We start from the raw sequence: 19,775 nt of genomic DNA on the forward strand, positions 1-19,775 counted from the left end.
AACGCAAAGGCGTACTGAAAGGCGGCCGCAGCAACGTGCGGCCGTATTACTCAAGGCTTGTCGATCAGCGTCTTCGTCGCTTCGGCGATGAGGCTGCGCAACCAGCGTACTTCGTCCGAGTAATGACAGCGTTCGTGCCACAACTGGTAGTACTGCATCGGCGGGAAGTCGAGCGGCGCGGGCACGACCGTGAGCGGCAGGAAGCGCGCGTAGTGGTCGGCGAACAGGCGTGTGGTCGTGAAGACGAGATCCGATTTCACGAGCACGTAGGGCGCGAGATTGAAGTACGGGAGCGTCACGACCACGTGGCGCTTGAGACGCTCGCGCGCGAGGTGCACGTCGATGGCGCCGCGCTGGCCCACGGAATAGGGCGTGGGCGCGAGATGCGGCGCGTTCAGGTACTGGTCGAGCGTGAGCCCGCCGCGCTTGGCGAACGGGTGCGTGTTGCTCATCAGGCAGACGATCTGGTCGACGAACAGATTCGAGAGGTGCAGTTGCTCGGGCGGTTCGGGCCAGTTGCCGATGACGATATCGAGCTTGCCTTCCTCGAGCGCGAGCTCGTAGTCGAACGCGGGCCCGAGCGAGTGGAACTCGAGTGTGGCGTTGGGCGCGGCCTGGCGAAAGCGCTCGACTACGGTCGGCACGAACAGGACGTTCAGATAGTCAGGACAGCCAATCCGGTAACAGCGAATGGACGTGGCCGGATCGAAATTGTGTTGCTGGAAGCGGATGCGCTCGATCTCGCGCAGCGCGTTCTGAACGGGTTCGAGCAGGCGCAGGCCGTACTCGGTCGGCACCATTCCGGACTTGCCGCGCACAAGCAGCGGGTCGCCGGTGATGTCGCGCAGACGCCGCAGCGCCGCGCTGATTGCGGGCTGGGACTGATTGAGCTTGACGGCCGCGCGTGTCACGCTGCGCTCCATCAGAAGCGTGTGCAAGACGCGCAAGAGGTACGTGTCGATCGCCTCGCGTTGCTGACTCATGAAATCTCCGAATTATATGTTCTGGCTGATCGATGGGGCTTGGGGGTATATCGTTTTTAATATGGACAAAAAGTGGCGTCAAGCGAGGCTTACCCCGAGGCATGCGCCGCGCCGCCCGTGCAGCAAGGCAACAGCGATTTTTGGCGGCTCGACCTTCGCAGGGCTACAAGGTATCGTCACCCCCGCACAGCGGCGCACGGCGCCGGAGCGGGGCAGTAGACATCAAACGGTTTTCGGACAGCCATAACGTACAACGGCGGAACCTCCATGGGTGATTCTTCTTCACGTCAGGCAATGCTTGCGCAGGACGGCAGCGGTGTGCCGCGCCTCGCGCTTGCCGGCATCACCAAACAGTACCCGGCGGTGCGCGCGAACGACGACGTCACGCTCTCGGTCGCGCCGGGCGAAATTCATGCCTTGCTCGGCGAAAACGGCGCGGGCAAGAGCACGCTCATGAAGATCGTCTATGGCGCGGTGCGCCCGGACGCAGGCGAGATTCGCTGGGAAGGCCAGGCCGTCGAAATCGCCAATCCGGCTGCGGCGCGCAAGCTCGGCATCGGCATGGTGTTCCAGCATTTTTCGTTGTTCGAAACGCTTACGGTTGGCGAGAACATCGCGCTTTCGCTCGACGAACCGTTCGACCTGAAAACCCTCGGCAAACGCATTCGCGAGGTGTCGGCGCAATACGGCCTCGACGTCGATCCGCAGCGCCATGTGCATAGCCTCACGGTGGGCGAGCGTCAGCGCGTGGAGATCGTGCGCTGCCTGCTGCAGAACCCGCGTCTTCTGATCATGGACGAGCCGACTTCGGTGCTCACGCCGCAAGCGGTGCGCAAGCTGTTCGGCACGCTGCGTCGCCTCGCCGCCGAAGGCTGCAGCATTCTCTATATCAGCCACAAGCTCGATGAAATCCAGGAGCTTTGCGATACGGCCACCGTGCTGCGCGGCGGCAAGGTCACGGGCCACGTCATTCCGCGCGAAGAAACGCATGCGTCGCTCGCGCGCTTGATGGTCGGGCGCGAGTTGCCCGACTACACGCGGCGCGCGCATACGCCCGGCGACGTGCTGCTCGAAGCGCAGCATCTGTCGATGCCGAGCGACGACCCATTCGGCACGTCGCTGGGCGACGTATCGTTCAGCGTGCATGCGGGCGAGATACTCGGTATCGCAGGTGTCTCGGGCAACGGCCAGGCGGAATTGCTCGCGGCGCTCTCGGGCGAGGCGCAAGCGGCCCGTCACGGCTTGAGCGCCGATGCGGTCAAGATTTGCGGTAAGCCTGCGGGACGGCTTTCGGCCGGGGCGCGCCGCAAGCTCGGCTTCGCGTTCGTGCCGGAGGAGCGGCTTGGGCGGGGCGCGGTGCCGGCCATGTCGCTCGCCGAAAACGCGTTGCTCACTGCGCACCGCGAGGGCATGGTGCGCTCGGGCTGGCTCAAGACCGGCGCGATGCGCGCGTTCGCCGAGCGCTGCATCGGCGCATTCGATGTGCGCTGCGGCGGCCCGGACGCGCTGGCCCAAAGCCTCTCGGGCGGCAATCTGCAGAAGTACATCGTGGGGCGCGAGATTCTCCAGGCGCCGAAGGTGCTCGTCGTCGCGCAGCCCACCTGGGGCGTGGACGTGGGCGCGGCGGCATTCATCCGCCAGCAGTTGCTCGACCTTTCGGCGCGCGGCGTGGCGATACTCGTGATCTCGGAAGAACTGGAAGAGCTGTTCGACATCTGCGACCGCATTGCCGTGCTCGCGGGCGGCCGCCTTTCGCCCGCGCGTTTGACGGGCGAGACGAACGCCGAGGAAATCGGCCGCTGGATGGCGGGACTCTTTGGCGAGCGCGCCGATCGTGGCGACGGTGGCGGCCGGCCGAACGGCGAGCCGCCCGCGCAGACCATGGCGAACGCCTGAATGCCGTACATCAAACGCGCACGCAGATAAACCACCGAGACCGACCACCGATTTCACGACCATGATCTTTCCGTACCGACTCGAAGCCCGCACGACGCCGTCGCGCACGGTGCGCATCGCCGTGCCGCTCATTGCGGCGCTGCTCACGCTCGCGATTGGCTTCCTGATCTTCGGCCTCGTCGGCCGCGATCCCTTGCAGGCCATGCACGCGTTCTTCATCGAGCCGCTTTCGAGCGTCAACGGCTGGTCCGAGCTGCTGCTCAAAGCCTCGCCGCTCTGCCTGATCGCGCTCGGTCTCGCGGCGGGTTATCGCGCCAACGTGTGGAACATCGGCGCTGAAGGGCAGATGGTGCTCGGCGGCATCGCGGCGAGCGGCGTGGCGATCTACTTCGATCAATCCACGGGCTGGTGGATTCTTTTCCTGATGATGTTCGCGGGCGTGCTGGGCGGCATGGCGTGGGCCGCGATTCCCGCATGGCTCAAGAGCCGTTTCAACACCAACGAGATTCTCACGAGCCTCATGCTTACCTACGTCGCCACGCAACTGCTGATCTGGCTCGTGAGCGGCCCCTGGCGCGATCCGCAAGGCATGAACTTTCCGCTCTCCGAAATGTTCAGCGGCGACGCGCTCTATCCGACCTTCGGCGGCGACTGGCGCATCCACTGGCTGCGCGGCACGCGCCTGAACGCGTCGATCTTCCTCACGCTCGCGGCCATCCCGCTCGTATGGCTCTTCATGCGCCGCAGCTTCGCGGGCTACCGCATGAGCGTGGGCGGCCTCGCGCCGCTCGCCGCGCGTTATGCGGGCTTCTCGGAGAAAAAGACGATCTGGACGTCGCTGCTGCTCTCCGGCGGCCTCGCGGGGCTCGCGGGCATGGGCGAAATTGCCGGCCCCATTGGCCAACTGCAAGCGACGTGGTCGCCGGGCTACGGCTTCACCGCGATCATCGTCGTGTTCGTGGGGCGGCTGCATCCGGTTGGCATCGTGCTCGCCAGCCTCTTGATGGCGCTGCTCTATCTGGGCGGCGAAGCGGTGCAAACGTCGCTGCAATTGCCGCAAGCGCTTTCCGGCGTATTTCAGGGGCTGCTGCTCTTCTGCCTGCTCGGCGCGGATCTCTTCGTGAACTATCGCGTGCGCCGCCACCGTCCGGTTGCGGCCGCGAGCTGACCAGCGCAATCCAGAGAACAACGAAACAGGCCACACGACATGGATATCCAGCAAGCCAGCTCGCTCGCCTCGAGCGCCGTCACCGCCGCCATCCCGCTCATGTTCGCGGGCGTGGGCGAACTCGTCACCGAGAAGTCGGGCGTCCTCAACCTCGGCGTGGAAGGGATGATGCTGATGGGCGCCGTGACGGGCTACGCGGTCACGACCATCACCGGCAATCCGTGGCTCGGCCTAGTGGCGGGCATGGCCGCCGGCATTGCGATGTCGCTGCTGTTCGGCTTTCTCGTGCTCACCATGCTCGCCAACCAGGTGGCCACGGGGCTCTCGCTCACGATCTTCGGCGTCGGGCTTTCGGCGTATGTCGGCAAGCCGTACACCTCGGCCGCCACGTCGGCGACCATCGCGGCCTGGCCGGTTCCGGGGCTCTCGCAACTGCCAGTGGTCGGACAGGCGTTCTTCAGCCTCACGCCCGTCGATTACCTCGCGTTCATCATGTTCGCCGTGGTTGGCTGGTTCCTCTATCGCACGCGCGCCGGACTCGTGCTGCGCTCGGTGGGCGAGTCGCCGCAGGTCGCGCATTCGGTGGGCTTTCCCGTCATTGGCGTGCGCTATGGCGCGACGGCCTTCGGCGGCGCCATGGCCGGGCTCGCAGGCAGCTACTACTCCGTGGTGCAGCTGCATTTGTGGCAGGAGCAAATCACGGCGGGGCGCGGCTGGATTGCGCTCGCACTCGTCGTGTTCGCGACGTGGCGTCCCGGGCGTCTCTTGATCGGCGCGCTGCTCTTTGGCGCGGTCACGGGCGCGCAGTTTTACGCGCAGGCCGTGGGCGTGCCGGTGCCCACGCAGTTCCTCGCCATGCTGCCGTACGTCGCGACGATCGTCGTGCTCGTGCTCATTTCGCGCAACCCGAACACGATCCGCCTGAACGCGCCGGCTTCGCTCGGCAAGCCGTTCTTTGGGGCCGCCTAGGTGGGGCCGCCTAGGTGGGGCCGCCTGGCAGGCAGTCGCAAAGCATGTGGTAGCAGTAGGGAATACTAAACAATACGCGTTGAATGCTCGCCGTTTTCCAATCCACGACAGGAGATCCACGATGAAAAAAACCATCCTGACCGCTTTCGCCGTTGCCGCCACCTGCGGCACGGCGGCGCTCGCGCCCGCGGCCCACGCCGCCGATGCGCCGGGCGTCGCGTTCGTCTATCTCGGCAATCCGGGCGATGCCGGCTGGACCTTCGCGCACGATCAGGGCTCGAAAGCCGCCGAGCAGAAGTTCGGCAACAAGATCAAGATCACGCGCGTGGAAAACGTGCCGGAATCGGCGGATTCGGAGCGCGTGTTCCGCGATCTCGCCAACAAGGGCAACAAGATCATCTTCGGCACGAGCTTCGGTTATCAGGACTTCCAGCTCAAGGTAGCGAAGGATTTTCCGGACACCGTGTTCCTCCACGCAACGGGCTACAAGAAGGCGCCGAACTTCGGCACCTATGACGTGCGCATGTATCAGGGCGCATATCTCGCGGGCGTAGCGGCAGGGTACGCCACGAAGACCAATACGCTCGGTTTCGTCGCCTCGGTGCCGATTCCCGAGGTCGTGCGCAATATCAACGCGTACACGCTCGGCGCGCGCTCGGTGAATCCGAAGGTGCATACCAAGGTCATCTGGATCAACAGCTGGTTCGATCCGGGCAAGGAAAAGCAGGCCGCTGAAACGCTGATCGGCCAGGGCGCCGACGTACTGCTGCAAAACACCGATTCGAGCGCGACGCTCGCGACGGCCGAAGAGAAGCATGTCCACGCGTTCGGCTGGGATTCGAACATGAAGAAGTTCGGCCCGAACGCGCACCTCGGCTCGGTCGAGGCGAACTGGGGCGTGTACTACGTTGCCGTGATCCAGCAGGTGCTCGACGGCAAGTGGAAGAACGACCCCGTGTGGTGGGGCATTCCGCAGAAGGCCGTCGATCTCGGCGACGTCAACACGTCCGAACTGTCGGCCGACGCGCAAAAGGCCGTCGCCGCGAAGCGCGATCAGATCTCGAGCGGCAAGTGGGACGTCTTCACTGGCCCGATCAAGGATCAGACGGGCGCAGTCAAGATTCCGGCCGGCAAGACGCTGACCGACCCGGAACTGCAACGCCTGAACTGGTATGTCGAAGGCGTGGACGGCTCGCTGCCGAAGTAAGCGCGGGTCGGGCGCTCGCGCCACGTTCTACGGCGTGAGTGCCTGTATTCTTCGTACGATTTCGACGTGCGTACGCGAAACGGCTGCATGTAGCCTGCGAGGCTCGTGCAGCCGTTTTGCATTGATGGCCGTCCGGAAAGACGATGCGCCGAGGCGGCGCGAAGCCGCCCCGTGTCAATCGTCGATGCGAATACCCACCTTGATCGTGACCTGCCAGTGCGAGATCTGATCGTTCTCGATCAGCCCGCGCGTTTCCACGACCTCGAACCAGTGCAGATAACGCAGTGTCTTCGACGCTCGCGCAATTGCGCAGCGAATGGCGTCGTCGCTCGATACCTTCGACGAGCCGGTCAGTTCGATCTGTTTGTAGACGTGGTCGCTCATGGCAGTGTCTCCTCGGGAGCGCGCGCGGCGTGGGCGCGTCAATCGAGTATAGGCAACGCAGCGCCGGCGCAGACATGAACGGGTCCGGCGCCGGTTATGATGGCGCCTCGCGTGAAACCGGGCATCGAGCGTGCCTGGCAGGAACGGGCGCAACACGGCGGCAACAGAGGAAGCAGGAGACGAAAGACATGGATGAGCAGGTATTGGGTTTTTGCGGTCCGGGGCTGATGGGCGCGCCGATGATCCGTCATTTGCTGCGCACCGGGCACGCCGTGCGAGTGTGGAACCGTACGCCGGCGAAGGCCGAGGCGTTGATCGCGGATGGTGCGCAAGTGGCCGCCACGCCTGACGAGCTGGCGCGCGAGACCGATGTGGTGCTGCTGTGTGTCGCCGATGCGGCGGCGGTCGAGCAGGTGGCGTTCGGCGAGCACGGGCTTTTGACCGGTGCCCCTGGAGAGGGCGTGCGCGTGCGTTGCATCGTCGATCACTCGAGCATTCCTCCGGACGCGACGCAAAGGCTCGCAGCGCGCGCGGCGGCGTTCGGCGTGGGTTGGGTCGACGCACCGGTTTCGGGCGGCGTGGCGGGCGCACAGAACGGCACGCTGGCGATCATGGCGGGCGGTGCAGCGGCCGACGTCGCCGCCGTTGCGCCGATCCTCGCGGCCTACTCGGCGCGCGTGACCCATATGGGCGGCGCGGGCGCGGGCCAGACCACGAAGCTGTGCAACCAGGCGATCGTCACGGCCACGGTCGCCGCGATTGCGGAAGCGGTGAGCCTCGCGCGGCGCAGCGGCATCGATGCGGCGAAGCTGCCCGAGGCGCTCGCGGGCGGCTGGGCCGATTCGACGTTGCTGCGCACGTTCGTGCCGCGCATGACGCAGGACGGGCTCCAACCCATCGGCGCGCTCAAGACGTTTCAGAAAGACGTGGACACGATCGCCGCGGCGGCGATGCAGACTGGCACGCCCATGCCCGTCTCGGGCACGGTCCAGCAATTGCTGCGTCTGGCAGCAGCAATGGGCCTCGCGCAGGCCGATTTTTCGGGCTTTATCGACGTGCTGCAGACGCCGCGCACCGGCGAATCCTGATCCGCCGGGACAGCCGCAGGCGCCCGTAAGCGATGCGGCCCCGTTGTAACCGGCGTGCATGGCGGGCTTCACATTCCTCACTTCTTGCCGTGTCATGCTGCGCGAGGCGGGGGCGCCCGCGCGGCTGGAACTCACGCGCGAAGTGGCATAACCTGCTAGAATTACAGGTTTTTCGTCGATCTACTTACCGGGACGCGCTGTGCTCTCTACCGCCAACATCACCATGCAATTCGGGCCGAAGCCCTTGTTCGAGAACATCTCGGTCAAATTCGGCGAAGGCAACCGCTATGGCCTGATCGGCGCGAACGGTTGCGGCAAATCCACGTTCATGAAGATCCTCGGTGGCGACCTCGAACAGAGCTCGGGCAACGTCATCCTCGAGCCGAATGTGCGTCTGGGCAAGCTGCGCCAGGACCAGTTCGCATATGAAGACGTGCGCGTACTCGACGTCGTCATGATGGGCCACACCGAAATGTGGGCCGCGATGACCGAGCGCGACGCGATCTACGCGAACCCCGAAGCCACCGATGACGACTACATGCACGCCGCCGAACTCGAAGCGAAGTTCGCCGAGTACGACGGCTACACGGCCGAAGCGCGCGCAGGCGAACTGCTGCTCGGCATCGGCATCGGCACGGAATTCCATAGCGGCCCGATGAGCGGCGTGGCGCCGGGCTGGAAGCTGCGCGTGCTGCTCGCGCAGGCGCTGTTCTCGAAGCCCGATGTTCTGCTGCTCGACGAACCGACCAACAACCTCGACATCAACTCGATCCGCTGGCTGGAAGATGTTCTGAACGAGTACAACTCGACCATGATCATCATCTCCCACGATCGACACTTCCTGAACCAGGTCTGCACGCACATGGCGGACATGGACTACGGCACGCTGAAGGTCTGGCCGGGCAACTACGACGACTACATGCTGGCGTCGACGCAGGCGCGCGAGCGTCAGCAGGCCGCCAACCAGAAGGCCAAGGAACGTGTGGCCGACCTGCAGGACTTCGTGCGCCGCTTCTCGGCCAACAAGTCGAAGGCGCGTCAGGCCACCAGCCGCCTGAAGATGATCGACAAGATCAAGATCGAGGACTTCAAGCCTTCGTCGCGTCAGAACCCGTTCATCCGCTTCGAGTTCGAGAAGAAGCTGCACAACATCGTCGTGGTCGCGGAAGAGATCACGAAGACGTACGAGCGCCGCATCTTCAACAAGCTCAGCATCAGCGTGCAGCCGGGCGAGCGTATCGCGATCATCGGCGAGAACGGCGCGGGCAAGACCACGCTGCTGCGCTCGCTGCTGGGCAACCTGGCCGTCGATAACGGCTCGGTGAAGTGGGCGGAGAACGCGAACGTGGGCTACATGCCGCAGGACACGTACGAAGAGTTCCCGGCTGACGTCACGCTGATGGACTGGATCGACCAGTACCGCCAGGAAGGCGACGACGAGCAGTCGGTGCGCGGCACGCTCGGCCGTCTGCTGTTCAACGCCGACGACATCAGGAAGTCGGTGAAAGTGCTGTCGGGCGGCGAGAAGGGCCGCATGATCTGGGGCAAGCTGATGCTCGGCCGCCACAACGTGCTGCTCATGGACGAGCCCACGAACCACATGGACATGGAGTCGATCGAGTCGCTGCAGATCGCGCTCGAAAAGTTCGAAGGCACGCTGGTTTTCGTGTCGCACGACCGCGAGTTCGTGAACGGTCTTGCCAACCGCATCATCGAGGTGAAGACCGACGGTACGGTCAAGGACTATAGCGGCAACTACGAAGACTTCCTTGCCAGCCAGGGGCTGCATTGAGATTTGAGCGCTGATCGAGGCGTGAAGTGAAAACGGGCGGCGCACGAGCGTCGCCCGTTTTGTTTTCACGGCCTCGTATCGCGTTCGCCGCGCGCCCGCTTTACGTATGCGTCAACCACGCTAGAATGCACTGTCGCCGCGGCCAGCGCCGCGATGCAATCGCCAACGAACACGGAGACAGGAGCACCGCCCATGAACAACTACGCGCAGTTCTACATCAACGGCCAGTGGGTCGCCCCCAAAGGCCAGGGCACGATCGATGTGATCGACTCGGGCACCGAAGCGGTGATGGGCCGCATCCCCGAAGGCATTGAGGCCGACGCCGAAGCGGCTGTCGCCGCCGCGCGTGCGGCCTTCGACGGCTGGGCCGCGACGCCCGCCACCGAGCGCGGTGCCTGGCTGCAGAAAATCGCCGACAACCTCAAGGCCCGCACCGACGAACTCGCGCAACTGATCGCTGGCGAAGTGGGCATGCCGCTCAAGCTCGCGCGCGCGATCCAGGTGGGCGGTCCCGTCTACAACTGGGGCGCCTATGCGAAGCTTGCAAGCGACTTCCAGTACGAAGAGCGCGTGGGCAACTCGCTCGTCGTGCGCGAGCCGGTGGGCGTCGTCGCGGCCATCACGCCGTGGAACTATCCGCTCAACCAGATCACGCTCAAGGTCGCCGCCGCGCTTGCCGCGGGCTGCACCGTCGTGCTCAAGCCTTCCGAGATCGCGCCGCTCAATGCATTCGTGCTCGCCGAAGCCATCCACGAGGCAGGCCTGCCCGCAGGCGTATTCAACCTCGTGACGGGCTACGGCCCGGTGGTCGGCGAATTGCTCGCGCGCCATCCGGACGTCGACATGGTGTCGTTCACCGGCTCGACGCGCGCGGGCAAGCGCGTGTCGGAAGTCGCCTCGGCAACGGTCAAGCGGGTCGCCCTGGAACTGGGCGGCAAGTCGGCCTCGGTGGTGCTCGACGACGCGGACTTCGCGGTTGCCGTGAAGGGCACGGTGGGCGCGTGCTTCCTGAATTCGGGGCAGACCTGCTCGGCGCACACGCGCATGATCGTCCCGGAGTCGCGCTACGAAGAGGCGCGAGACCTCGCGAAGCAGGCCGCCGAGGCGTTCACCGTGGGCGATCCGCGCGATGAAAAAGCGAAGCTCGGTCCGCTCGCCTCCAAGGTGCAACAGGAGCGCGTGCTGCACTTCATCGAACGCGGCATGGCCGACGGCGCCGAACTCGTGACGGGCGGACCCGGCATGCCGGAAGGCGTGGCGCAGGGCTTCTTCGTGAAGCCGACCGTGTTTGGCCGCGTGCCGCGCGACGCGGCCATCGCGCAGGAAGAGATCTTTGGCCCGGTGCTCACGATCCTCACGGCGAAGGACGAAGACGACGCCGTGGCGATCGCCAACGACTCGCTCTATGGGCTTGGCGGCGCGGTCTGGGCCGGCAGCGACGAGCGCGCGATGCGCGTGGCGCGCCGCATTCGTACGGGCCAGATCGACATCAACGGCGGCACGTGGAACATGGCTGCACCGTTCGGCGGCTTCAAGCAGTCCGGACACGGCCGCGAAAACGGCGCATACGGCCTCGAGGAATACCTCGAATACAAGTCGATGCAGTTCAAGGTGCCGAAGGGCTGATGAGGCATCTCGTCGCGCGCTATCGCAAATCTTTTAGTGCGACGTGTTGATGTGGATCATCATCGCGGACATCTTCACGGATGTCCGCGTTTTTATTTGATTTCTGTCAATGTCATATGTGGGGTACGCGCGACCATAAGCGCTTTGTCATCGACAGAGCACAACATGTTTCCTGGACACTCCTTCGCTCCGCTCCAGATTCGCGGTCGTCAACTCCTGCCCGTCGTGCAGGGCGGCATGGGTGTCGGCATCTCGGCACACCGGCTGGCTGGCAGCGTCGCGCGTGAAGGCGCGCTCGGCACGATCGCGAGCATCGACCTGCGTCATCATCACAGCGATCTCATGGACATGTGCCGCGCCGACCCGCGGCACGAAACGCTCGCACGCGCGAACCTCATCGCGCTTGGCCGCGAAATTGCGGCGGCGCGCAAGCTTGCCGGCGGCAACGGCATGATCGCCGTGAATGTCATGAAGGCAGTGAACGCCCATGCCGACTACGTGCGCGCCGCCTGTGAGCACGGCGCCGACGCCATCGTCATGGGCGCTGGCCTGCCGCTCGATCTGCCCGACCTCACGGCGGGCGTGGATATCGCGCTCGTACCGATCCTGTCCGACGCACGCGGCGTCGCGCTCGTGCTCAAGAAGTGGATGAAGAAGGGCCGCCTGCCCGACGCCATCGTGATCGAACATCCGGCTTACGCGGGCGGTCACCTGGGCGTGACCGACATCGCCGACATGGGCAACGAGCGCTTCGCGTTCGCGCAGATTTTCGAGGAACTCGAAGGCGTCTACGCCACGCTCGGCATTTCGCGGCGCGACGTGCCGCTCGTCGTGGCCGGCGGCATCAACAGCCACGAGGCCGTGCGCAAATGGCTCGTGGCGGGCGCGAACGGCGTGCAGGTCGGCACGCCGTTCGCGGTGACCGAGGAGGGCGACGCGCACCCCGACTTCAAGCGCGTGCTTGCCGACGCAAAGCCTGAAGACATCGTCGAGTTCGTGAGCGTGACGGGCCTGCCCGCACGCGCGGTGAAAACGCCGTGGCTCGAGCGCTATCTGCGCAACGAATCGCGTATTCGCACCAAGATCGGCTCGCTCAAGCTCGCTTGCCCAACCGGCCTCGAATGCCTCTCGGCCTGCGGTCTGCGCGACGGCATCGAGAAGTTCGGCCACTTCTGCATCGATACGCGCCTTGCGGCGGCGTTGCGTGGCGACGTCGCGAACGGTTTGTTCTTCCGCGGGCGCGAAGCGCTGCCGTTTGGCAACGCCATCCGCAGCGTGCGCGACTTGCTGGAGCTGCTGCTGACCGGCGCTGCGCGACCCGCGGTCGCACAGCGCGCGGCGTTCGCCCTGGCTTGACACTTATCAAAACGGCGCCGGACCCCGTCTCTGACAATTTGTAGGCCTTCATACGGCTACACAACAGACACGGGGATTAACGATGTACAAAGCTATTAAAAAGATCGCAGCAACCGCCGCGCTCACCATGGGCGCGGCCCTCCTGGCGGCGCCCGCCAACGCAGCAAGCTCGCCCGACTCGGGCATCTACGCGGGAGACTGGCTGGTGCGCCTGCGCGCGATCGAGATCGCGCCGGACGCGCGCGCCAACGGTACGCTCGGTGCGATTGGCGCGGACGTGAACAACGCCATCGTGCCCGAGGTCGACTTCACCTACATGGCGACCAACAACATTGGCGTGGAGCTGATTCTCGGCACGTCGCGCAACCAGGTAACGTCGAACATCGGTGCACTAGGCGGCGTGGGCGTGCTGCCGCCTACGCTGCTGCTGCAGTATCACTTCAACAACGCGGGCAAGGTGCGGCCGTATGTGGGCGCGGGCATCAACTACACGCTGTTCTACAACAACGGTCTGCACGCGGGCGGCCAGTCGGTCTCGATCGACAACCACAGTTGGGGCCCGGCGCTGCAGTTCGGTATCGACTTCCAGGTGACGAAGAAGATTTTCGTGAACGCAGATATCAAGAAGATCTGGATGCGCACCGACGCGTCAATGGGCGGCACGTCGCTCGGCACGCTGCATATCGATCCGCTCGTGGTGGGACTGGGCGTCGGCATGAAGTTCTGATCGATCGCCTCTTCAGCGCTGTTCGAACGCCGGCTTGCCCGGCGTTTTTTGTTTCAGGCGCGGTCTTTCTGGAAGCGCATGGCCGTGCCTTCGCGCTCGATGCGCTCCCACACGGCGCGCTTTTCCTCGTCGCTCAGGAAGACCCAGTTGGAGACTTCCACGGCGGTGCGCCCGCAACCTTTGCAGACGTCGTCGAAAAGGGTCGAGCACACGCCGATGCACGGGCTGTCGGGGAGGTCGTGGAGATTGGATGCCATTGAAGTGCCTTGGGACGTAGCCGGGCGTCGCGCGTGCCGGCTTGGGTACGAAACGCCGCTATGTTAACCGATCGCGGACGAGGCGGCCGTCCGCGGCCGTGGACGTGCCGCTGCGGCGCGCGATGCGCGATGAATCGGCAAAGCGACTGCAAGGCGTTAGCAAGGTAGAACGCGACGCTGTGTGCAGCTGGGAGCAGGCCGTCGCGCGCATGCGCCACTAGAGCGCTTTTTTGTGGACACGGCCCGTGAAACGGCTAAAATTGCGCGCGATTTACCGTCCGCGCGCGGCACGCCGTGTTCCCATGGCCCATGTTCCGTTTGCGCGACACGCCCGCGTTTTATTTCTTGCCGGGCGGGTTTGATGGTAGGTTTTGGGAAAGTCAGGGGAGTCGTGCACAGGTGACACGTGGCGCGGCACGAAGCGAGGCAGACGGCCGGCCGGAGCCGGTCAGGATCGGAGAACGGGATGAAGAAAGGGGTTGTGGCGCAACTGGCCGCGCTCGCACTGTGCGCGGCGCCGTGGATGACGTCGGTGGCGAAGGACACGCAGCTGAACGTGTACAACTGGTCCGATTACATCGCCAAGGACACGATTCCGAACTTCACGAAGCAGACCGGCATTCAGGTCAAGTACGATAACTACGACAGCGACGACACGCTCCAGGCCAAGCTGCTCGCGGGCAATTCGGGCTACGACATCGTCGTGCCGACCAGCAACTACGCGGGCAAGCAGATCGCCGCCGGCATCTTCGCGCCGCTCGACAAGTCGAAGATCCCCAACCTCAAGTACCTCGATCCGCAACTGATGGCGCTCGTCGCCGGCGCGGATCCGGGCAACAAGTTCGCGGTGCCCTGGGCGTACGGCACGACCGGTCTTGCCTATAACGTCACGAAGGCGCAGCAGATCCTCGGCAAGAACGTACCGCTCGACAACTGGGACATCCTCTTCAAGCCCGAGAACATCTCGAAGCTGAAGGCCTGCGGCGTGTCCGTGCTCGACGCGCCGGACCAGATGTTCGCGGCCGCGCTGCACTACATCGGCAAGGACCCGCTCTCGACGAACCCGGACGACTATCGCGCCGCGCTCGCGATGATGAAGAAGATCCGTCCGTACATCACGCAGTTCAACTCGTCGGGCTATATCAACGACCTCGTGGGCGGCGACATCTGCTTCGCGTACGGCTGGTCGGGCGACGTCGTGATCGCCAAGCACCGCGCCATCGACGCGAAGAAACCGTACAAGATCGAGTACTACATTCCGAAGGGCGGCGCGCCGATCTGGTTCGACGTGATGACCATCCCGAAGGACGCGCAGCACAAGGAAGCCGCGCAGGAGTGGATCAACTACATCGAGACGCCGCAGGTTCACGCAGCGATCACGAATGCGGTCTACTACCCGAGCGCGAACGCGGAAGCGCGCAAGTACGTGGACAAGGACATCGCCAACGACCCGGCCGTGTACCCGTCGCCGGAAGTCCTGAAGACGCTGTTCCTGCTCAAGCCATTGCCGCCTGAGATCCAGCGCCTGCAGACGCGTCTGTGGACCGAGTTCAAGTCGGGCCGCTGACACGGTTGAAATCCGATCCCGTTTTACCCCGAGCCCTCGGCACGATGCCGGGGGCTTTGTTCGTCAACCCCGTCCAAGATTCACGCAGAAACAGGCAGGGCAGAGAGAATCATGAGTGACCAGTCGAGCGCGCCGGCAACCGCCGGTTCGCTGCCTTCGGGCTTCACCGCGGCAGATTCGGCCGCGGACAACTTCGTGCAGATCGTCGACGTCGTCAAGAAGTTCGGCGAGACGACGGCAGTCAAGGGCGTCAACCTGTCGGTGAAGAAGGGCGAGCTGTTCGCGCTGCTTGGCAGCTCGGGCTGCGGCAAGTCCACCTTGCTGCGCATGCTCGCGGGTCTCGAAACCGTGACGTCAGGCAAGATCCTGATCGACGGCGAGGACCTGGCCGCCATGCCGCCGTACCGCCGCCCGGTCAACATGATGTTCCAGTCGTACGCGCTCTTTCCGCACATGACGGTGGAGTCGAACGTGGGCTTCGGGTTGCGCCAGGAAGGCGTGAAGAAAGACGAGCTCAAGGACCGCGTGGCGAACGCGCTCGAACTCGTGCAGATGACGCGCTTCGCCAAGCGCAAGCCGCACCAGCTATCGGGCGGCCAGCAGCAGCGCGTCGCGCTCGCGCGCTCGCTCGTGAAGCGGCCCAAGCTGCTCCTCCTCGACGAGCCGATGTCGGCGCTCGACAAGCAGATTCGCCAGCGCACGCAAATCGAACTCGTCAACATTCTCGACAAGGTCGGCGTCACCTGCATCATGGTCACGCACGATCAGGAAGAGGCCATGACGATGGCGGGGCGTCTCGCGGTGATGAGCGAAGGCGAGATCGTCCAGCTCGGCACGCCGAACCAGGTCTATGAATTCCCGAACAGCCGCTTCTCGGCGGAGTTCATCGGCTCGACCAATCTCTTCGACGGCAACGTGGTCGAGGACGAGCCCGACCACGTGTTCGTCGAGTGTCCGGAGCTGCCGGTGCGCCTCTACGTGAACCACGGGATCACCGGGCCGCTCGGCATGCCCGTGACGATCTCGGTGCGCCCCGAGCGCATCTCGCTCACGCGCAAGCCGCCCGAGGGCGTGTTCAACTGGGGCAAGGGCGTCGTCAAGAACATCGCCTACATGGGCGGCTACTCGCTCTATCACGTCAAGCTCGACTCGGGCAAGACGGTGATCGCGAACATGTCGAGCCTCGCGCTCTCCGAAATCGACTCGCCCACGTGGGAAGACGAAGTCTACGTGCGCTGGAGCGCTTCGGCCGGTGTGGTGCTGACGTCATGAGCACGACGACCTTTCGCAATATCCTGAACTGGCCCGCGAAGCGCTTTAACCTGACGGGCCGTACGGCCGTCGTGGCGGGCCCGTTCATCTGGTTGCTGCTGTTCTTCCTCGTGCCGTTCATCCTGGTGGTGAAGATCAGCTTCGCCGACCAGCAACTCGGCATTCCGCCGTACACGGAGCTGGCGTCGTTCGCGGACGGCGTCTGGCACATCGCGCTCGACTTCTCGCACTACGCGTTCCTGTTCCAGGACAGCCTGTACTTCGCGACCTACGTGAATTCGGTGGTCGTGGCGGCGATCTCGACGCTGCTGTGTCTCATCATCGGCTATCCGATGGCGTACTACATCGCGCGCTCGAATCCGGCCTCGCGCAACATCCTCATGATGGCCGTGATGCTGCCGTTCTGGACGTCGTTCCTGATCCGCGTGTACGCGTGGATCGGCATTCTAAAGAACAACGGACTGCTGAACAATTTCCTGATGTCGATCGGCATCATTCATTCGCCGCTGGAGCTTTATCACACGAACACGGCCGTCTACATCGGCATGGTGTATTCGTATCTGCCGTTTCTCGTGATGCCGCTCTACGCGCACCTCGTGAAGATGGATCTCACGCTGCTCGAAGCCGCGTACGACCTCGGCGCGAAGCCGTGGCGCGCGTTCGTGGAGATCACGCTGCCGCTCTCGAAGAATGGCATTATCGCGGGCTGCCTGCTGGTGTTCATTCCGGCAGTGGGCGAGTACGTGATTCCTGAACTGCTTGGCGGCGCGAACACGCTGATGATCGGCCGCGTCATGTGGAACGAGTTCTTCGACAATGCCGACTGGCCGATGGCCTCCGCCGTGACCTGCGCGATGGTGCTCCTGCTGCTCGTGCCGATGGCGCTGTTCCAGCACTATCAGGCGAAGGAACTGGAGGGCCGCGGCAAATGAAACCGAATCGCGTTCTGATGTTCATCGCGCTCGGCCTCGGCTTTGCGTTCCTCTATATCCCGATCCTGAGCCTGATCGTCTACTCGTTCAACGAGTCGCAACTCGTGACGGTGTGGACGCGCTTTTCCACGCGCTGGTATCAGGCGCTCATCACCGACGACGAGTTGATCACCGCCGCGTGGCTCTCGCTGCGCATCGCATTGATGACGGCGTTCGCCTCGGTGTTCATCGGCACGTGGGCAGGCTTCGTGCTCGCGCGCATGGGGCGCTTTCGCGGCTTCACGCTGTTCTCGGGCATGATCAACGCGCCGCTCGTGATTCCCGAAGTGATCCAGGGCATTTCGCTGCTGCTGCTCTTCGTGGAAATGGGCAAGCTGATCGGCTGGCCCGCGGGGCGTGGCGTGTTCACGATCTGGATCGGCCACGTCATGCTGTGTATTTCGTACGTCGCGATCATCGTGCAGTCGCGCGTGCGCGAGTTGAACCCGTCGCTCGAAGAGGCTGCGCTGGACCTGGGCGCGACGCCGTTCAAGGTGTTCTTCCAGATCACGCTGCCGCTCATCTCGCAGGCGCTTGCGGCCGGCTGGCTGCTCTCGTTCACGCTTTCGATCGACGATCTGGTGCTTTCGGCGTTCCTTTCGGGTCCGGGCTCGACCACGTTGCCGCTCGTGGTGTTCTCGCGTGTGCGCCTCGGTCTGAACCCGGAGATGAACGCGCTCGCTACGCTGTTCATCGCGGTCGTGACAGTGGGTGTGATCGCCGGCAACTATTTCATGCAGCGCGCAGAGCGCAAGCGCATGGCGATGGCGGTTTGATCGCCACTGCGCTTTCGAGGCGCATATAAAACGGCGCGCGGACAGCAATGTCCGCGCGCCGTTTGCTTTAGGACGTTTGATCGTTACAGCCGGTATCCCATGCGAAACCCGCCCCAGTGCCGGCCGTTCACGAAGATTGGCGCGGAGGCGTCCTTCATCATCACGAACGTGCCGCCGCCCATGTCGCGCCGGTACGTTTGCAGCAGGAAGGGCTTGGTGTGCGAGCCGGCGGCGCGCCCCGCGCGGTCGTTGAAGATGCGGTGATTGCGGCAGTTCGCGGCATTCCACACCGGGTCCGCGCCCTGCGGATGCGAGAACTTGCGATTGTGCGTCGGAATATAGCCGCGTGGATCGATCGCCACGCAGAAGGCGACGCGCTCGTCGAACGCGAGCAGTGGTTCGAGGATCGCGGGCAGCACGCGGTCGGTGAACGCCGTGAAGCGCGTCATATGCTGCTGCGGGTTCGTGTTCGGCACCGGCGCGTAGACGCGGTCGAACAGATCCGCTTCGCCGATCTCGCCACGCGCGAGCGCGCCCTCGAACAGCTTGGTGACCTGAGCGGCGGCGCGCTGCACGGCCTCGATGAAGCGCGTGTCGTCGGTTTCCACGCCCGTGGCGGCGGTAAGCTCGATGAGCGTTTCCGAGACTTCGAGCAGCTTGCCGAGCTGATCCTTCGCCTGCACGAAGTTCCGGCCTGAATCCTCGACGCCCGCGACCATCTCGCTGACCTGGCCTTCGAGCCCGTCGCATTTCGTCTCGATCTCGCCCGTGAGCTGGGCGATCTGACCGGCGTGCTCGTCGAGCTGCATGATCGCCTGGCCGGTGCTGTGCACGGCCTCGCCGATGGTGTGCGTGCCCGCGCGCACGCGATGCGCGCGTTCGGTGTTGGCCGTACCCTCGGCGATGAGCTGCTCGGTCTGCTGCGTGAGTTGCCCGAGCGTTTGCTCGATCTGGCCGGTGGCCTGTGCGGTTTTGGCGGAGAGGTTCTTCACCTCGCTTGCGACCACGGCGAAGCTCTTGCCGGATTCGCCCGCGCGCGCCGCTTCGATGGCCGCGTTGAGCGCGAGGAGCTGGGTCTGCCGCGCGATCAGCGAAATTTCCTCGGAGACCTTCGAGACATGCGCCAGCGCGCTCTTGAGCGCCCGGATCTGCGTCTCGATGACGGTGACGCTCTCGACCAGCCCATGAATGTCGGCGAGCGATTCCTCGATGGTCTGCTGCGACTGCTGCACGGTAGCGGCCGTGCCCGTGCTCAGCTCGCGCATGGCGCGCGCGGCCGTCGCGATCTGATGATTGCCGGCGAGCGTATGGGCCGCCGACTCGCGCAGCGCGTGGCACACGTCGGTCTGGCGCTGCACGCGCGCGGCAACCTCGTCGACATGGCCCGCCACGTCGCAGATCTCGATACCGAGCCGGCCGGCATGCGCGGCAATGTCGCCGACGACGCCGGCGGACTTTCCCGTGCGGCGGCGACCGCGCAGGCCCAGCAAACGCAAAGATGTCATCGGGTGTCTCCTTGCCCGGTGCGCAGCGAAAAATATGGACAACTGCGAAAAGCCGCGGAAAAGCAGGGAGCCCGGTCGTCAGCAGGTCCGATCGCCAGGCTATCTGAACTTGTTTACGGCGCGTAATACGGGGACTTGAGCGCAGGGGGGCGCCTGGCGCTATGATCGGGAACTCGGACGCGCCGAAAGCCCGAAAAACGGAGCAAAGGGGCAGAGGGGCGTCGCGTTGGG

The 19,775-nt window shown here is 64.5% G+C and carries 17 protein-coding genes; 13 read left to right on the forward strand and 4 right to left on the reverse strand.

The features are described 5' to 3' along the window. Positions 1-50: 50 nt before the first annotated feature. Positions 51-983, reverse strand: coding sequence for a LysR substrate-binding domain-containing protein (locus tag FAZ97_RS06535; RefSeq protein WP_158757707.1), 933 nt, complete (start codon positions 981-983; stop codon positions 51-53). A gap of 267 nt (positions 984-1,250) precedes the next feature. Between FAZ97_RS06535 and FAZ97_RS06540 the strand changes: the two genes are divergently transcribed. From FAZ97_RS06540 to FAZ97_RS06555, 4 genes are all read left to right on the forward strand, one after another. Beyond that, positions 1,251-2,879, forward strand: coding sequence for an ABC transporter ATP-binding protein (locus FAZ97_RS06540; protein ID WP_158757708.1), 1,629 nt, complete (start codon positions 1,251-1,253; stop codon positions 2,877-2,879). 61 nt (positions 2,880-2,940) lie between these two features. Next, positions 2,941-4,047: an ABC transporter permease gene (locus tag FAZ97_RS06545; RefSeq protein ID WP_158757709.1), complete on the forward strand. Its 1,107-nt coding sequence runs from the start codon at positions 2,941-2,943 to the stop codon at positions 4,045-4,047. Between the two features lie 39 nt (positions 4,048-4,086). Further along, positions 4,087-5,016 (forward strand): ABC transporter permease, encoded by a 930-nt coding sequence (locus tag FAZ97_RS06550; RefSeq protein ID WP_158757710.1) that lies wholly within the window; start codon positions 4,087-4,089, stop codon positions 5,014-5,016. A 121-nt stretch (positions 5,017-5,137) separates the two neighbouring features. After that, positions 5,138-6,223, forward strand: coding sequence for a BMP family ABC transporter substrate-binding protein (locus FAZ97_RS06555; protein WP_158757711.1), 1,086 nt, complete (start codon positions 5,138-5,140; stop codon positions 6,221-6,223). A 174-nt stretch (positions 6,224-6,397) separates the two neighbouring features. Here FAZ97_RS06555 and FAZ97_RS06560 read toward each other — a convergent pair whose 3' ends face one another. After that, positions 6,398-6,607, reverse strand: a complete 210-nt coding sequence (locus tag FAZ97_RS06560; protein WP_158757712.1) for a dodecin — start codon at positions 6,605-6,607, stop codon at positions 6,398-6,400. A gap of 188 nt (positions 6,608-6,795) precedes the next feature. On the opposite strand from FAZ97_RS06560, the gene FAZ97_RS06565 reads away from it, so the two are divergent. The 5 genes from FAZ97_RS06565 to FAZ97_RS06585 all read left to right on the forward strand — a co-directional run bounded on the left by FAZ97_RS06565 (position 6,796) and on the right by FAZ97_RS06585 (position 13,196). Beyond that, a complete protein-coding gene (locus tag FAZ97_RS06565; RefSeq protein ID WP_158757713.1) occupies positions 6,796-7,695 on the forward strand; it encodes an NAD(P)-dependent oxidoreductase in 900 nt (299 codons plus the stop codon). Positions 7,696-7,894: 199 nt separating this feature from the next. Continuing rightward, entirely contained in the window at positions 7,895-9,487 is a 1,593-nt protein-coding gene (locus tag FAZ97_RS06570) for an ABC-F family ATPase (RefSeq protein WP_158757714.1), read from the forward strand. Between the two features lie 192 nt (positions 9,488-9,679). Then, positions 9,680-11,113 (forward strand): aldehyde dehydrogenase family protein, encoded by a 1,434-nt coding sequence (locus tag FAZ97_RS06575; RefSeq protein ID WP_158757715.1) that lies wholly within the window; start codon positions 9,680-9,682, stop codon positions 11,111-11,113. A 165-nt stretch (positions 11,114-11,278) separates the two neighbouring features. After that, positions 11,279-12,469 (forward strand): NAD(P)H-dependent flavin oxidoreductase, encoded by a 1,191-nt coding sequence (locus tag FAZ97_RS06580; protein ID WP_158757716.1) that lies wholly within the window; start codon positions 11,279-11,281, stop codon positions 12,467-12,469. A gap of 82 nt (positions 12,470-12,551) precedes the next feature. Then, positions 12,552-13,196, forward strand: a complete 645-nt coding sequence (locus FAZ97_RS06585) for an OmpW/AlkL family protein (RefSeq protein WP_158757717.1) — start codon at positions 12,552-12,554, stop codon at positions 13,194-13,196. 53 nt (positions 13,197-13,249) lie between these two features. Here the strand turns inward: FAZ97_RS06585 and FAZ97_RS06590 are convergent, their stop codons facing one another. Beyond that, on the reverse strand, positions 13,250-13,453 hold the full coding sequence (locus tag FAZ97_RS06590; RefSeq protein WP_028204006.1) for a DUF1289 domain-containing protein: 204 nt from the start codon (positions 13,451-13,453) through the stop codon (positions 13,250-13,252). A 466-nt stretch (positions 13,454-13,919) separates the two neighbouring features. On the opposite strand from FAZ97_RS06590, the gene FAZ97_RS06595 reads away from it, so the two are divergent. The 4 genes from FAZ97_RS06595 (at position 13,920) to FAZ97_RS06610 (ending at position 18,039) form a co-directional block, all read left to right on the forward strand. Beyond that, positions 13,920-15,020, forward strand: a complete 1,101-nt coding sequence (locus FAZ97_RS06595) for a polyamine ABC transporter substrate-binding protein (protein WP_158757718.1) — start codon at positions 13,920-13,922, stop codon at positions 15,018-15,020. A gap of 111 nt (positions 15,021-15,131) precedes the next feature. Further along, a complete protein-coding gene (locus tag FAZ97_RS06600; protein WP_158757719.1) occupies positions 15,132-16,292 on the forward strand; it encodes an ABC transporter ATP-binding protein in 1,161 nt (386 codons plus the stop codon). Then, positions 16,289-17,224 (forward strand): ABC transporter permease subunit, encoded by a 936-nt coding sequence (locus FAZ97_RS06605; RefSeq protein ID WP_158757720.1) that lies wholly within the window; start codon positions 16,289-16,291, stop codon positions 17,222-17,224. Before FAZ97_RS06600 ends, FAZ97_RS06605 begins: the two co-directional genes overlap by 4 nt. After that, positions 17,221-18,039, forward strand: coding sequence for an ABC transporter permease subunit (locus tag FAZ97_RS06610; RefSeq protein ID WP_158757721.1), 819 nt, complete (start codon positions 17,221-17,223; stop codon positions 18,037-18,039). Before FAZ97_RS06605 ends, FAZ97_RS06610 begins: the two co-directional genes overlap by 4 nt. Positions 18,040-18,122: 83 nt before the next feature. Here FAZ97_RS06610 and FAZ97_RS06615 read toward each other — a convergent pair whose 3' ends face one another. Continuing rightward, positions 18,123-19,544, reverse strand: a complete 1,422-nt coding sequence (locus FAZ97_RS06615; RefSeq protein ID WP_158757722.1) for a methyl-accepting chemotaxis protein — start codon at positions 19,542-19,544, stop codon at positions 18,123-18,125. Positions 19,545-19,775 lie beyond the last annotated feature (231 nt).

It is taken from the genome of Paraburkholderia acidiphila (assembly GCF_009789655.1).
GTDB lineage: Bacteria > Pseudomonadota > Gammaproteobacteria > Burkholderiales > Burkholderiaceae > Paraburkholderia > Paraburkholderia acidiphila.

Coding starts and splice junctions, on each gene's coding strand:
- FAZ97_RS06615 (WP_158757722.1), bottom strand. CDS start 19,544: ATGACATCTTTGCGTTTGCTGGGCCTGCGCGGTCGCCGCCGCACGGGA.
- FAZ97_RS06580 (WP_158757716.1), top strand. CDS start 11,279: ATGTTTCCTGGACACTCCTTCGCTCCGCTCCAGATTCGCGGTCGTCAA.
- FAZ97_RS06560 (WP_158757712.1), bottom strand. CDS start 6,607: ATGAGCGACCACGTCTACAAACAGATCGAACTGACCGGCTCGTCGAAG.
- FAZ97_RS06600 (WP_158757719.1), top strand. CDS start 15,132: ATGAGTGACCAGTCGAGCGCGCCGGCAACCGCCGGTTCGCTGCCTTCG.
- FAZ97_RS06540 (WP_158757708.1), top strand. CDS start 1,251: ATGGGTGATTCTTCTTCACGTCAGGCAATGCTTGCGCAGGACGGCAGC.
- FAZ97_RS06555 (WP_158757711.1), top strand. CDS start 5,138: ATGAAAAAAACCATCCTGACCGCTTTCGCCGTTGCCGCCACCTGCGGC.
- FAZ97_RS06610 (WP_158757721.1), top strand. CDS start 17,221: ATGAAACCGAATCGCGTTCTGATGTTCATCGCGCTCGGCCTCGGCTTT.
- FAZ97_RS06565 (WP_158757713.1), top strand. CDS start 6,796: ATGGATGAGCAGGTATTGGGTTTTTGCGGTCCGGGGCTGATGGGCGCG.
- FAZ97_RS06535 (WP_158757707.1), bottom strand. CDS start 983: ATGAGTCAGCAACGCGAGGCGATCGACACGTACCTCTTGCGCGTCTTG.
- FAZ97_RS06595 (WP_158757718.1), top strand. CDS start 13,920: ATGAAGAAAGGGGTTGTGGCGCAACTGGCCGCGCTCGCACTGTGCGCG.
- FAZ97_RS06585 (WP_158757717.1), top strand. CDS start 12,552: ATGTACAAAGCTATTAAAAAGATCGCAGCAACCGCCGCGCTCACCATG.
- FAZ97_RS06575 (WP_158757715.1), top strand. CDS start 9,680: ATGAACAACTACGCGCAGTTCTACATCAACGGCCAGTGGGTCGCCCCC.
- FAZ97_RS06605 (WP_158757720.1), top strand. CDS start 16,289: ATGAGCACGACGACCTTTCGCAATATCCTGAACTGGCCCGCGAAGCGC.
- FAZ97_RS06550 (WP_158757710.1), top strand. CDS start 4,087: ATGGATATCCAGCAAGCCAGCTCGCTCGCCTCGAGCGCCGTCACCGCC.
- FAZ97_RS06545 (WP_158757709.1), top strand. CDS start 2,941: ATGATCTTTCCGTACCGACTCGAAGCCCGCACGACGCCGTCGCGCACG.
- FAZ97_RS06590 (WP_028204006.1), bottom strand. CDS start 13,453: ATGGCATCCAATCTCCACGACCTCCCCGACAGCCCGTGCATCGGCGTG.